The 10,683-nt window shown below is 59.0% G+C and carries 14 protein-coding genes and 1 pseudogene; 6 read left to right on the forward strand and 9 right to left on the reverse strand.

All coding sequences use genetic code 11. The features are described from left to right. Window positions 1-747: a gluconate 2-dehydrogenase subunit 3 family protein gene (locus AAEZ03_RS08405; RefSeq protein WP_123750736.1), complete on the reverse strand. Its 747-nt coding sequence runs from the start codon at window positions 745-747 to the stop codon at window positions 1-3. Between the two features lie 296 nt (window positions 748-1,043). Between AAEZ03_RS08405 and AAEZ03_RS08410 the strand changes: the two genes are divergently transcribed. After that, a complete protein-coding gene (locus AAEZ03_RS08410) occupies window positions 1,044-1,682 on the forward strand; it encodes a dual specificity protein phosphatase family protein (RefSeq protein ID WP_350577660.1) in 639 nt (212 codons plus the stop codon). Here AAEZ03_RS08410 and AAEZ03_RS08415 read toward each other — a convergent pair. Then, on the reverse strand, window positions 1,679-2,746 hold the full coding sequence (locus tag AAEZ03_RS08415) for an aminopeptidase (protein ID WP_350577679.1): 1,068 nt from the start codon (window positions 2,744-2,746) through the stop codon (window positions 1,679-1,681). The genes AAEZ03_RS08410 and AAEZ03_RS08415 overlap by 4 nt on opposite strands. 125 nt (window positions 2,747-2,871) lie before the next feature. Between AAEZ03_RS08415 and AAEZ03_RS08420 the strand changes: the two genes are divergently transcribed. After that, window positions 2,872-3,288, forward strand: coding sequence for a PA0061/PA0062 family lipoprotein (locus AAEZ03_RS08420; protein ID WP_350577663.1), 417 nt, complete (start codon window positions 2,872-2,874; stop codon window positions 3,286-3,288). A 5-nt stretch (window positions 3,289-3,293) separates the two neighbouring features. Here the strand turns inward: AAEZ03_RS08420 and AAEZ03_RS08425 are convergent, their stop codons facing one another. Together AAEZ03_RS08425 and AAEZ03_RS08430 are read right to left on the reverse strand one after the other, a co-directional pair. Further along, on the reverse strand, window positions 3,294-3,527 hold the full coding sequence (locus tag AAEZ03_RS08425) for a DUF1161 domain-containing protein (protein ID WP_048371159.1): 234 nt from the start codon (window positions 3,525-3,527) through the stop codon (window positions 3,294-3,296). A 145-nt stretch (window positions 3,528-3,672) separates the two neighbouring features. Continuing rightward, window positions 3,673-4,104 carry an OsmC family protein gene (locus AAEZ03_RS08430; protein WP_048371157.1) on the reverse strand — a complete coding sequence of 144 codons (432 nt, stop codon included), beginning with the start codon at window positions 4,102-4,104 and terminating at the stop codon, window positions 3,673-3,675. A 215-nt stretch (window positions 4,105-4,319) separates the two neighbouring features. Between AAEZ03_RS08430 and AAEZ03_RS08435 the strand changes: the two genes are divergently transcribed. Next, entirely contained in the window at window positions 4,320-5,324 is a 1,005-nt protein-coding gene (locus AAEZ03_RS08435) for an LLM class flavin-dependent oxidoreductase (protein WP_048389157.1), read from the forward strand. A gap of 96 nt (window positions 5,325-5,420) precedes the next feature. On the opposite strand, the gene AAEZ03_RS08440 is transcribed toward AAEZ03_RS08435, so the two are convergent. Both AAEZ03_RS08440 and AAEZ03_RS08445 read right to left on the reverse strand, forming a co-directional pair. Then, complete coding sequence (locus tag AAEZ03_RS08440) at window positions 5,421-5,645, reverse strand: DUF1161 domain-containing protein (RefSeq protein WP_048371153.1); 225 nt, start codon at window positions 5,643-5,645, stop codon at window positions 5,421-5,423. Between the two features lie 118 nt (window positions 5,646-5,763). Continuing rightward, window positions 5,764-5,979: a dodecin gene (locus tag AAEZ03_RS08445; protein WP_048371152.1), complete on the reverse strand. Its 216-nt coding sequence runs from the start codon at window positions 5,977-5,979 to the stop codon at window positions 5,764-5,766. A 155-nt stretch (window positions 5,980-6,134) separates the two neighbouring features. On the opposite strand from AAEZ03_RS08445, the gene AAEZ03_RS08450 reads away from it, so the two are divergent. Beyond that, the gene (locus tag AAEZ03_RS08450) at window positions 6,135-6,458 is read left to right on the forward strand and encodes an ElaB/YgaM/YqjD family protein (RefSeq protein ID WP_048371150.1); all 324 of its coding nucleotides are present in this window, start codon (window positions 6,135-6,137) and stop codon (window positions 6,456-6,458) included. On the opposite strand, the gene AAEZ03_RS08455 is transcribed toward AAEZ03_RS08450, so the two are convergent. After that, window positions 6,455-7,345 (reverse strand): LysR family transcriptional regulator, encoded by an 891-nt coding sequence (locus AAEZ03_RS08455; RefSeq protein ID WP_153334374.1) that lies wholly within the window; start codon window positions 7,343-7,345, stop codon window positions 6,455-6,457. The two genes, AAEZ03_RS08450 and AAEZ03_RS08455, sit on opposite strands and share 4 nt — an antisense overlap. A 113-nt stretch (window positions 7,346-7,458) precedes the next feature. Here AAEZ03_RS08455 and trpB point away from each other — a divergent pair, with 113 nt between their 5' ends. Next, the gene (trpB, locus tag AAEZ03_RS08460) at window positions 7,459-8,679 is read left to right on the forward strand and encodes a tryptophan synthase subunit beta (protein WP_048371147.1); all 1,221 of its coding nucleotides are present in this window, start codon (window positions 7,459-7,461) and stop codon (window positions 8,677-8,679) included. Beyond that, a complete protein-coding gene (gene trpA / locus AAEZ03_RS08465) occupies window positions 8,679-9,491 on the forward strand; it encodes a tryptophan synthase subunit alpha (RefSeq protein WP_048371145.1) in 813 nt (270 codons plus the stop codon). The genes trpB and trpA overlap by 1 nt, the downstream gene beginning before the upstream one ends. A gap of 94 nt (window positions 9,492-9,585) precedes the next feature. Here trpA and AAEZ03_RS08470 read toward each other — a convergent pair whose 3' ends face one another. Together AAEZ03_RS08470 and AAEZ03_RS08475 are read right to left on the reverse strand one after the other, a co-directional pair. Further along, complete coding sequence (locus AAEZ03_RS08470; RefSeq protein WP_350577669.1) at window positions 9,586-10,011, reverse strand: BRO-N domain-containing protein; 426 nt, start codon at window positions 10,009-10,011, stop codon at window positions 9,586-9,588. A gap of 383 nt (window positions 10,012-10,394) precedes the next feature. After that, window positions 10,395-10,683, reverse strand: a pseudogene (locus AAEZ03_RS08475) (IS481 family transposase); the annotation flags it as partial.

Here is a 10,683-nt window from a genome sequence, read left to right on the forward strand (position 1 = left end):
TCAGGCCCTCTCGCCGCGAATGGAAACTGCCGGGAAGGGGTACTGCTCGTTGCGTTCGACCCAGTCCATAAAGTCAGCGCGAGCGCCGGGGAAGCCGATCATGGTCCAGCCGACCATGCCCTTGTTGCCGCCGTGAATGGGGTCACAAAAGAAGCCTTCCTTAGTGTTTTGCAGCAGGAAACTGAAAAACATCTTGGCCGGGACGTTCTCGAAGTGGGGCGTTCCGGCCTCCAGCTGTTTGAGCACTTCGTCTCGGGTAGCGCTGTCTAGCCCAGCAAATGTTGAGTTATAGGTCGTTTTGCACAGTGCCTCCGTGGCAGCGATGCCCAAGCGGTAGATCTGTTTGGGCACAAGCTTGCTCTGCCAGCCCATCTCGGCCGGCGCATCGGTATTGAATGGACCCTGCATGAACCACAGGGCGCCGCTGGCGTACGGTGTGTGCATTTGCCGGTCTATGTATTCCGGGACGCCAGCTTCCAGAGCGCCGGGGCCTTGCTCGTCGGCGGGGATCAGGCGTGCTACCGCAGCGTTCAGAAATGCCCACTCCTGGGCCGTGAAATACGTCGGCTCATAAGGCGTGGCAGGGGAAGACGTGCGCCCCACAGGTTCAGGTGTGGCTGTAGCGCCCGCAGCGGGTGTCGCCATGAGCACAGAACCGCCGAGGCCGGTGCTTGCCACAGTGACCACCGGAATCAGCGTTAGGGTTTTGCGCAAAAACTCACGCCGCGGGTTGTCTTGTTCAGACATGGGAGGGGCACCTCTTCAGACATTCACGGGTAGCAGTTGCTCAGTGGCAACTTTCATTTTGGCAGCGACAAGCGTCGCAGATGAGCTTAAAAAATAGGTATCAGCAATTAATAGTTACAAATACTAGCAGGTAAGGGCCGCAGCTGAAGCGATTCATGCGTAATTTTGCCGCACCTCAGCGCTGCAACAGCGCTGGCTAATCACGAATTTTTGACAAGTGGCTCACACAGTTTTTATCAGGCCTGACTCACTCTAGCGCCACCTCCTTATCCTTTAGTCGAAGTGGTTGCGCTGACATGCCCAAAGCCCGGTTTGCTCCTGCCCTGTGCCTGACATTATTGGCGGCGTTTTCGCTACCCCAGGCGATGGCCGATGATTTTGCCGTGGCGCGCCCGCCCCAGTGGGCGCAGCCGGTTGATGCGCAATACAACCTGTACCAAATGTCGCCCACGCTGTACCGCAGCGCCTTGCCCGATGATCAGGCCCAGCCGCTGCTGGACAAGCTGCACATCGGCACCGTGATCAACTTTTTGCCCGAAGCCGACAGCAGCTGGTTAAAAACCCCGGGGGTTGAACAAGTCCAATTGCCGTACCGCACCAATCATGTCGATGACGCCGATGTACTGGCCGCCTTGCGCGCCATCCAGACGGCTCAGGCCCATGGCCCGGTATTGATGCACTGCAAACATGGTGTCGACCGCACAGGCTTGATGGCAGCGATGTACCGCGTGGTGGTGCAGGACTGGAGCAAAGAAGACGCCCTGAAAGAAATGACTCAAGGTGGCTTTGGCGAAAACTCGCACTTCAAGGATGGCGAGAAATACATGATGCAAGCCAACATCCCGAAACTGCGCCAAGCCCTGGCCAGCGGCGCGTGCAGCACCAGCCCGTTCGCCTCTTGCGTGGTCAAGAACTGGTTGAGCCCCAAGGTTTAAGGGTTATTGGCCTTGGGTAAAGGTCCGGCCCACTGGCGCAGCGCCGCTTTGCGCTGCAACGGTGGGAGCTTGCCCAATTGTTCAACCTCCTTGTAAAACACCGCCCAGTCACCGCCGGTTTGCTTGAACAACGCCGCAAAGGCCGGCACCCATTGGTCATACAACCCGAACGGCAGCAGCTTGGCGTTGTTCATCGGGGCATTAACCCACGCGTCGTAGCGGTTGTTGCCCGCCCATTGCTGGTCGCGAAGCGCACGGTATTCACGGCGCATGCGCTCAAACTCCGCGGCTTTGCGCTGACGCATCTCAGCCGCTGGCAACGATTGGTTGTACAGCTGCTGCAGGCGCTGGCGCGTACTCAGAACCAAGGCAATAAACGCTTCGCGCTGCTGCAAACCCTTGGTGTGTGCCGCTGGCAGCCCTTGGTAGGCGCGCCATTGGCGCGTGCCTTCCTGCTCGACAAAGCTGGCAAATGACTCGTTGAACTCAGTGTCGTCCTTCACATAAAAACGCTGATGCGCCAGCTCGTGAAAAATCAGCGTGGCCAGTCGCTCATCGCCCCAGTGCAGCATGCTGTTAAGGATCGGGTCATCAAACCAGCCCAGGGTCGAGTACGCCTCAACCCCGCTGACCCACACATCCATGCCTTGCTCGCGCTTGAGCGCGGCATCCCCGCGAGCGGCGCCCTGAGAGTAATAACCCCGGTAGGCCACGCACCCGGCCACCGGAAAGCAATAGGTGACCGGGTCGAGCGAAAACTCCGCTGTCGCAAAGACATTCCACACCACGTACGGTCGCTGGATATCGGCGTACAGGCGATAACTCTGGTTGTCAGGCAGCTTTAAATGTTCGCTGGCAAAGGTCCGGGCCGCTTGGGACCGGGCCAGATGCTGGCGCAGCACAGGGTCACGCTGAGGGTCGGCCATTACCTTGGCCACCGGCTCGCGGGCTTGCAACACGTGCCATTGGCCGGTGAGCAATTGCGAGTAGTAACCCGTACTGGAGCAACCGTATAAAAGAGGTAGAAAGGCGAGGGCAAGCAGGCAGCGAACAGTCAGGGGCATGGTGCGGTCCAGTGGGCGACAAGTGCTCATCCAGCACACCCTATGTGACGCGTGTGAAAAAGCACAGCACCCTGTGAGAGCGGTCTGGCGCTATGCTGATGCATCACATCCTGATGGACACTCCCATGCGCACGTTTTTGCTCTTGCTCACGGCCAGCCTGCTCAGCGCCTGTGCCAGCACGCCTCTGCTGCCACACGATCCGAACATGGCCTGGGTCGACCTGGAAACCCAAACCGGCAAGCTGATCATGGCCGAGCGTCTGGATAACCAGCGCCTGAACGACGGGCGTTATTTTCAGGTTACTCCCGGCAACCACGAGTTGATGGTGCGCTTTGACTACGAAGTGTTTATCGGCGGGATGGGCATGTTCAGCGAGCCGCAAGAGCGGCTGTGTTACCTCTCCGTCAACTACGCGGATTTCCAGCCCGGCCAACGCTACCGGCTGCAGGCCCGCTCTCTGGGCTTTAACGCCTACGCCCGGTTGTACAACGCCGAAGGCAAGGTGCTGGCCGAGGAGCGGCTGGTTAACTGCCTGCCTTAATCAAATCAGTTGTCGTTTTTTTGGTAGATGATCTTCTTCGTGCCGTTTTCGCACGAACCTACCACCATGTTCTGATCGTGTACTTCGTCATTGGTCACGATCTCGAGCGTGTAAGACGACACGTTATTGGCCTGAATCTTGGCTTCGATTTCAGCCTTCAACTCGTCGCAAGGTTTGGGCGCTGCCCATACCGAGGTGGCCAAAGCACAACTGATTACCGCTAAAGCAAAACGTTTCATGATGAGACTCCCTTCTTGCAGAACGCACAGTAATGGTCAGACGCAATCGGCGGCTATTCGATCACATTCGGCGATGTCTGCGAACTGTCCGGGTTAACGCCGCCCCCACTGCGAGGCAGGCGGGGGCGTACGTCGGGTCTATCGATCAGGCCTGCAGCGTAGCGTCGAGGGTGATTTTGGCGTTCAGCACCTTGGACACCGGGCAGCCTTCTTTGGCTTTTTTAGTCAGCTCATCGAATTGCTGCTGGGTCGCGCCCGGTATTTTGGCCTTGAGGATCAAGTGCACCGCAGTAATCGCAAACCCGCCCTCGACTTGATCCAGGGTGACTTCAGCTTTGGTGTCGATGCTGTCGGCCTTAAGCCCGGCATCGCCCAAAATCATCGACAGGGCCATCGAAAAGCAACCGGCATGGGCGGCGCCGATCAGTTCTTCAGGGTTGGTGCCCTTGCCACCTTCAAAGCGGGCCTTGAAGCCATACGGTGCGTCGCGCAACACGCCCGTCTCGGTAGAGATGGAGCCGATGCCGGTTTTAAGGTCGCCTGCCCAGTGTGCCGATGCAGTCTTTTTAATACTCATACGTGCCTCCTGAAGAACGGCGTGAAGGTTTCACGCCTTGACTGAGGTTGTGAGGGGTGTCGGCTCCACAAAGTTCATCCTGTCGGACAAATCGCATTTTTTCGTGGCTCAAATGATGAATGCCATTGAAACTCGGGTATATGCCCATATTGCTGTCATCACTGGCGGGTTAATGCGAGTGCCTGAACCTGCCCCTCACTTGGAGTAGCCAGCTGATGAAACGATTGTCTGATGTCAAATTCTCGACCCTCGACCTGGTGCCTGTGCGCGAAAACGGTAGCGCCGCCCAGTCGTTGCACAACTCGCTGGATTTGGCCCAACACGTAGAAAAGTTTGGCTACAACCGTTTTTGGGTAGCCGAACACCACAACATGGACGGCATCGCCAGCTCGGCGACCTCGGTGCTGATCGGTTATCTGGCCGGTGGCACCTCGACCATTCGCGTCGGTTCGGGCGGGGTGATGCTGCCCAACCACGCACCGCTGGTGATTGCCGAGCAGTTCGGCACGCTCGAAAGCCTCTACCCTGGGCGCATCGACCTGGGCCTTGGCCGCGCGCCGGGCTCCGACCAAATGACTGCCCGCGCCCTGCGCCGTGAGCGTTCCGGCAGCGCGGACGACTTCCCGGAAGACGTCGCCGAGCTGATGCGCTACCTGGGCCCACGCACCCCGGACCAGCGAGTGATCGCCATGCCCGGTACCGGCACCAACGTGCCCGTGTGGTTGCTGGGGTCAAGCTTGTTCAGCGCGCAACTGGCCGGTGAGCGTGGCTTGCCCTACGCCTTCGCCTCACATTTCGCACCGCGTTTGATGCACGAAGCGATTCGCGTCTACCGCAACCACTTCAAGCCTTCGGCGGTGCTCGACAAGCCGTATGTGATGTTGGGTGTGCCGTTGGTCGCGGCCGATACTGATGAACAGGCTGAATACCTGTCCACCTCCGTGCTGCAACGCATTTTGGCCTTGATGCGTGGGCAGAGCCTGGTACAGCGCGCGCCGGTGAAAACCATGGACGGGCTGTGGCTACCCCACGAGAAAGAAGCAGTGATGAGCTTTTTGGGCCTGGCGATGGTCGGCAGCCCCGAGAAAATCCGCGCCAAACTGCAAGTGCTGGTCGAACAGACCCAGGCGGATGAACTGATCTTTACCTGTGACCTGTACGAGCATGCAGACCGTATTCATTCCTACGAACTGCTGTCGCAAGTCATGAAAGGGGCCTAAACCCACGCAAAACCTGTAGGAGCGAGCTTGCTCGCGAGCTTTTAAACAATCAAAAGATCGCGAGCAAGCTCGCTCCTACAGGTGTATTTCAAGGTGTTAGCCGCGCTTGTAAACGATATCTTTGGTGCCGCCTTCACACGAGCCCACGACTTTTCCGTCAGAGGCAGTGCCCTTGTCGACCACTTCCAGCGAATAGTGCGGGACGCCATTAGCATCAATCTTCGCAGCAATTTCGCTTTTCAGTTCCTCACAAGGCTTGCCCGCTGCGAAAGCAGTGCCCGCCAGACTCAGTAAAGCTACAGCCACTAAAATCTTTTTCATCGGTCAGTTCCCCAGATCAAAACAAAATGGGTGCGACACGACTGCTCATGTCGCACCCAGAGGGTTTAGCGGACTTTGTGGCAAACGGCCAGTTTGTTGGCTAAAAGTCTGACGCAGATCAGCTGCTGGCGATCCGGAAACCGACCTTCAGCGTCACCTGATAGTGCGCCACCTTGCCGTCCTTGATATGCCCGCGCGTGTCCAGCACCTCAAACCATTCCAGGTGTTTGATGGTTTTGTTGGCTTCGGCCAGTGCATGACTGATGGCGTCTTCTATGCTGCTTGGGGACGAGCCTACCAGTTCGATTTTCTTGTAGGTGTGATGGTCAGACATAACGTTCTCCTTTGTCGTCAATCAAAGCCTAGCAGCGAATCTGCTGAATACTTCGTGGGCCGTTCGCAAGGAAAAGTTCAGGTTTTTTGCACTTTCTGAAAACGGCGCAGTCGGACTAAACACGCACCCTCACTCACAAATGCAGGAGAGCCCTAATGGCTAGCAATACTTCACGTAAAGCGTCATTGCAAAGCATGGAAGCCGAGATCGAGAGCCTGCTCAAGTCTCTGGAGAGCTTCAAGCACGACGCGTCTGACGAGTCCAAAAAGACCCTTGGCGCCCTCAAAAGCAATGCCGAGAACGCGCTGAAACATTCGCGTCACCTGCTCAGCGACGCGTATGAAGAAGTGAAAGACAAAACCCGCGAAACCGCCATTGCCACCCGTGAATACGCACAAGAGCATCCATATGCGACCGCCGGCGTTGCACTGGGTGCATTGGGCCTGCTGGCGGCTTTTCTGCTCTGCAAGCGTAACTAATCCTGCGCAAGCTCAGCCTTGAGCCATTGCGCCAGTTGCCGAGCGCGCCCGTCTGCGGCGCGCTTTGGCACCCACAACGCCAGCTGCGCCGGGGTTTGAGTAAAGCCCCACGGCGCAGTCAGGCGACCGGCTCGCACGTCCTCAGCCACTAACGGCTCAGGGGCAATTGCCACACCCAGGCCCGCCACTGCGGCTTCGAGCAAGTAGTACAAGTGCTCAAACCCTTGCCCGTAATTTAACGCCTTCGCATCGATCGCCTGTTGTTGTGCCCAGCTGGGCCACGCCTGCGGTCGCGACGTGGTGTGCAGCAGCGGTTCATCCAGCAGGGCGCTGGCCGGTGCCTGACACAGTTGCGGGTAATGCGCGTAATGCGGGCTCAGCACCGGGCCGATGCGCTCACTGGCCAATTCGTACACCTGCATGTCAGCGGGCCATGGCGGCTCGGCAAACACCAGCCACGCGTCCAGCCCGGAGCGGCGCGGGTCCAGGTCGCCTTCACCCGCCGACAGGTGCAAGCGCAAATCCGGCAGGTCGGCTTTTAAACGGCCCAGACGCGGGATAAACCAGCGCGCCAGCAAACTGCCCGAACAGCCCAGCACAAACGGCGCGTCGACATGGCTTTGCGTGAGTTCGGTGCATACATTACGCAAGCGGTCGAAGGCTTCGCTGCTGGCATCGCGCAGGCGGATCCCGGCGTCCGTGAGCTTCAGGCCGCGGCCTTCCTTCACAAACAGGCTGACCCCCAAGTGTTCTTCAAGCACTTTGATTTGCCGACTAACGGCACCGTGGGTGACGTTAAGCTGCTCGGCCGCCTGGCTGACGCTGTTCAGGCGGGCGGTGGCTTCGAACGCGCGCAGGGCGTTAAGGGGCGGGAGGTCGCGGCTCATGGTATCTGTGAGTTTTCCTGACAGGTTGTGGCGATCTTATCGGTTTTCATCTGGCGTTGTCGCGCGTAAAGTCAGGCCCATCGACCTTCGCACCTCTTTATCTGGAGCGTCACATGACCCAATCCACATTGCGTAACGGCCCGGACGACAATGGCCTGTTCGGCTCATTCGGCGGCCGCTACGTCGCTGAAACCCTGATGCCGCTGATCCTCGACCTCGACCGCGAGTACGAGCTGGCCAAAAAAGACCCTGAGTTCATCAAAGAACTGGCCTACTTCCAGCGCGACTACGTGGGCCGTCCAAGCCCGCTGTACTTTGCCGAGCGCCTGACCGAGTTTTGCGGCGGCGCCAAGATCTACCTCAAGCGCGAAGAGCTGAACCACACCGGCGCGCACAAGATCAACAACTGCATCGGGCAGATTCTGCTGGCGCGGCGCATGGGCAAAAAACGCATCATCGCTGAAACCGGCGCAGGCATGCACGGCGTTGCGACGGCCACCGTGGCCGCACGTTTTGGCCTGCAATGCGTGATCTACATGGGCACCACCGACATCGAACGCCAGCAGGCCAACGTGTTTCGCATGAAACTGCTGGGCGCCGAAGTGATCCCGGTCGTGGCCGGTACCGGCACCTTGAAAGACGCCATGAACGAAGCGCTGCGTGACTGGGTGACCAACGTCGACAGCACCTTCTACCTGATCGGCACCGTGGCTGGCCCGCACCCGTATCCGGCGATGGTGCGCGACTTCCAGGCCGTGATCGGCAAGGAAACCCGCGAGCAGATGCAGGCCCAGGAAGGCCGCCTGCCGGACAGCCTGGTGGCGTGCATCGGCGGTGGTTCCAACGCGATGGGCTTGTTCCACCCGTTCCTGGACGACACCGGCGTTGAAATCATTGGTGTTGAAGCGGCCGGTTACGGCATTGAAACCGGCAAACACGCGGCCAGCCTCAACGGCGGCGAGCCGGGCGTGTTGCACGGCAACCGCACCTTCCTGCTGCAAGACGACGACGGCCAGATCATCGACGCCCACTCAATCTCGGCGGGCCTGGACTACCCCGGCATCGGCCCGGAACACGCATGGTTGCACGACATCGGCCGCGTCCAGTACACCTCGGTCACCGACGACGAAGCGCTGGATGCGTTCCATAAATGCTGCCGCCTTGAAGGCATCATCCCGGCTCTTGAAAGCGCCCACGCGCTGGCCGAAGTCTTCAAACGCGCACCGACCTTGCCGGCCGATCACCTGATGGTGGTCAACCTGTCTGGCCGAGGCGACAAAGACATGCAAACCGTGATGCACCACGTTGAACAGTCCCAGCAGGAGAAACACTGATGAGCCGCCTGCAAACGCGTTTTGCCGAACTCAAAGAACAGAACCGCGCTGCGCTGGTGACCTTTGTCACCGCCGGTGACCCGGATTACGCCACCTCGCTGGCCATCCTCAAAGGCCTGCCTGCTGCGGGCGCTGACGTGATCGAGCTGGGCATGCCCTTCACCGATCCAATGGCCGATGGCCCGGCGATCCAGCTGGCCAACATCCGTGCGCTGGGTGCCAAGCAAAACCTGGCGAAAACCCTGCAAATGGTGCGCGAGTTCCGCGAAGGCAACAGCGACACGCCGCTGGTACTGATGGGTTACTTCAACCCGATCCACCATTACGGTGTGGCTAAATTCATCGCTGACGCCAAAGCGGCTGGCGTTGACGGCATGATCGTGGTCGACATGCCACCCGAGCACAACTCAGAGCTGTGCGACCCTGCGCAAGCGGCGGGCCTGGACTTCATCCGCCTGACCACCCCAACGACTGACGATGCGCGCCTGCCTAAAGTGCTCAATGGCAGCTCGGGCTTTGTGTACTACGTGTCGGTGGCAGGCGTGACTGGCGCCGGTTCCGCAACTACAGACCAAGTGAGCGAAGCGATTGCGCGCCTGCGCCGTCACACCGACTTGCCGATCAGTGTGGGTTTCGGGATTCGCACTCCGGAACAAGCGGCGGCGATTGCCCGCTTGGCGGATGGCGTGGTGGTGGGCTCGGCCCTGATCGACAAAATCGAAAACGCGGCCACCCCGGAACAAGCGGTCGATGGCGTACTGAGCCTGTGCGCGGCCTTGGCCGAAGGCGTGCGGACTGCTCGCGCGGGTTAACGCTAAAAACCTGTAGGAGCGAGCTCGTCTCGCGATCTTTTAAACATCAAAAGATCGCGAGGCAAGCTCGCTCCTACAGGGGATGTGTGTCGTTTCACCCGCCGCGGATGGCGGGCACCACTTCATGGGTCAGCCATTGGCGCAAATGGCGGTTCTCGGGGTGGTAGTGGTACAGCAACATCGCATACGCCCCCGATTCGCTGAGCATCAAGGTGTCTTGCACGGCGCCGTGGCTACGGATCGGTAGTTCCTGATGCTGATCAGCATCCAGCTTGGCCAACCCTTTACGCCCTAGCGTGCGGCCCATCAAACGGCCGAGATCGCGTGCGCAACACCACATTTGATCCCCCAACCACACCACTCGCAATTGCAGGCGATGACGCACAAAAATTCGGCTGTTAAGTGGCTCGGGATCAATCTCGTAATACGCCAAGGCACGCCGGGTGGCGGCGTGGTCGCTGAGCAGGGTGTGGGTGTAGTCGGTGTTTGAGCGGGGTGGGTCGGGTGTGATGGTTTTCATTTGGCTGCTTCCTAACGTATGGGTTGGAGCCGCTAAACATCACTTCCACATGATAGGTGGCGGCTGTACGCAGGTGTGGAAGACCGGGACGTTAGGCACCCGGCGCACTCGAGAGTGCCCCGCGCACAGCCACCATAAAACACAGGCAATAAAAAACGCCTGACTGGGTGGCGCTGTGTGCGCCTAACGATATAAGGGCTTCCACACCCTGTCACTGATTTTGCAGTGACAGCCCCAAGACTAGGCCTGCCAACCCGGCCCCACAAGCGGGTCAACGCCGCTACGGGTTGCAGGAAATGTCCGAGAAGTCGCCCTCACCCTAGCCCTCTCCCTGTATGGACCGGGGACATCGCGAACACTTTGTTCGGAGACATAGCGAACAGTTAACGAAGCTTTTTCCCTGATATTACAACCCCGGTCACTCTGTCAATTTGCGCAATACGATGGCTTCCCCAGAAGACATCGTATTGCCCATCTTCAACACCTTCTCGTACACCTACGCACTCGCCTTTAAAGCCTTTGCCGAGCCTCCAGGGCTGACCCTGCCAGTAGATCTCACCTTTAGCCTGCACCTTTCGCACATGAAGCTCAGCACCGTACTCGATGGCAGGTAGCACCTCCTGATACTCCCGTGCGCTGGGCGTATATCGAGACGCTGGTACCTGCATGCCT

The organism is Pseudomonas sp. HY2-MNA-CIBAN-0224, from assembly GCF_040310285.1.
Taxonomy (GTDB): Bacteria; Pseudomonadota; Gammaproteobacteria; order Pseudomonadales; family Pseudomonadaceae; genus Aquipseudomonas; species Aquipseudomonas helleri.

Excerpts from the sequence above, each read along its gene's own strand:
- AAEZ03_RS08415 (WP_350577679.1), bottom strand. The coding sequence starts at position 2,746 with ATGCCCCTGACTGTTCGCTGCCTGCTTGCCCTCGCCTTTCTACCTCTT.
- AAEZ03_RS08420 (WP_350577663.1), top strand. The coding sequence starts at position 2,872 with ATGCGCACGTTTTTGCTCTTGCTCACGGCCAGCCTGCTCAGCGCCTGT.
- AAEZ03_RS08405 (WP_123750736.1), bottom strand. The coding sequence starts at position 747 with ATGTCTGAACAAGACAACCCGCGGCGTGAGTTTTTGCGCAAAACCCTA.
- AAEZ03_RS08440 (WP_048371153.1), bottom strand. The coding sequence starts at position 5,645 with ATGAAAAAGATTTTAGTGGCTGTAGCTTTACTGAGTCTGGCGGGCACT.
- AAEZ03_RS08410 (WP_350577660.1), top strand. The coding sequence starts at position 1,044 with ATGCCCAAAGCCCGGTTTGCTCCTGCCCTGTGCCTGACATTATTGGCG.
- trpB (WP_048371147.1), top strand. The coding sequence starts at position 7,459 with ATGACCCAATCCACATTGCGTAACGGCCCGGACGACAATGGCCTGTTC.
- AAEZ03_RS08470 (WP_350577669.1), bottom strand. The coding sequence starts at position 10,011 with ATGAAAACCATCACACCCGACCCACCCCGCTCAAACACCGACTACACC.
- AAEZ03_RS08435 (WP_048389157.1), top strand. The coding sequence starts at position 4,320 with ATGAAACGATTGTCTGATGTCAAATTCTCGACCCTCGACCTGGTGCCT.
- AAEZ03_RS08450 (WP_048371150.1), top strand. The coding sequence starts at position 6,135 with ATGGCTAGCAATACTTCACGTAAAGCGTCATTGCAAAGCATGGAAGCC.
- trpA (WP_048371145.1), top strand. The coding sequence starts at position 8,679 with ATGAGCCGCCTGCAAACGCGTTTTGCCGAACTCAAAGAACAGAACCGC.
- AAEZ03_RS08430 (WP_048371157.1), bottom strand. The coding sequence starts at position 4,104 with ATGAGTATTAAAAAGACTGCATCGGCACACTGGGCAGGCGACCTTAAA.
- AAEZ03_RS08445 (WP_048371152.1), bottom strand. The coding sequence starts at position 5,979 with ATGTCTGACCATCACACCTACAAGAAAATCGAACTGGTAGGCTCGTCC.
- AAEZ03_RS08425 (WP_048371159.1), bottom strand. The coding sequence starts at position 3,527 with ATGAAACGTTTTGCTTTAGCGGTAATCAGTTGTGCTTTGGCCACCTCG.
- AAEZ03_RS08455 (WP_153334374.1), bottom strand. The coding sequence starts at position 7,345 with ATGAGCCGCGACCTCCCGCCCCTTAACGCCCTGCGCGCGTTCGAAGCC.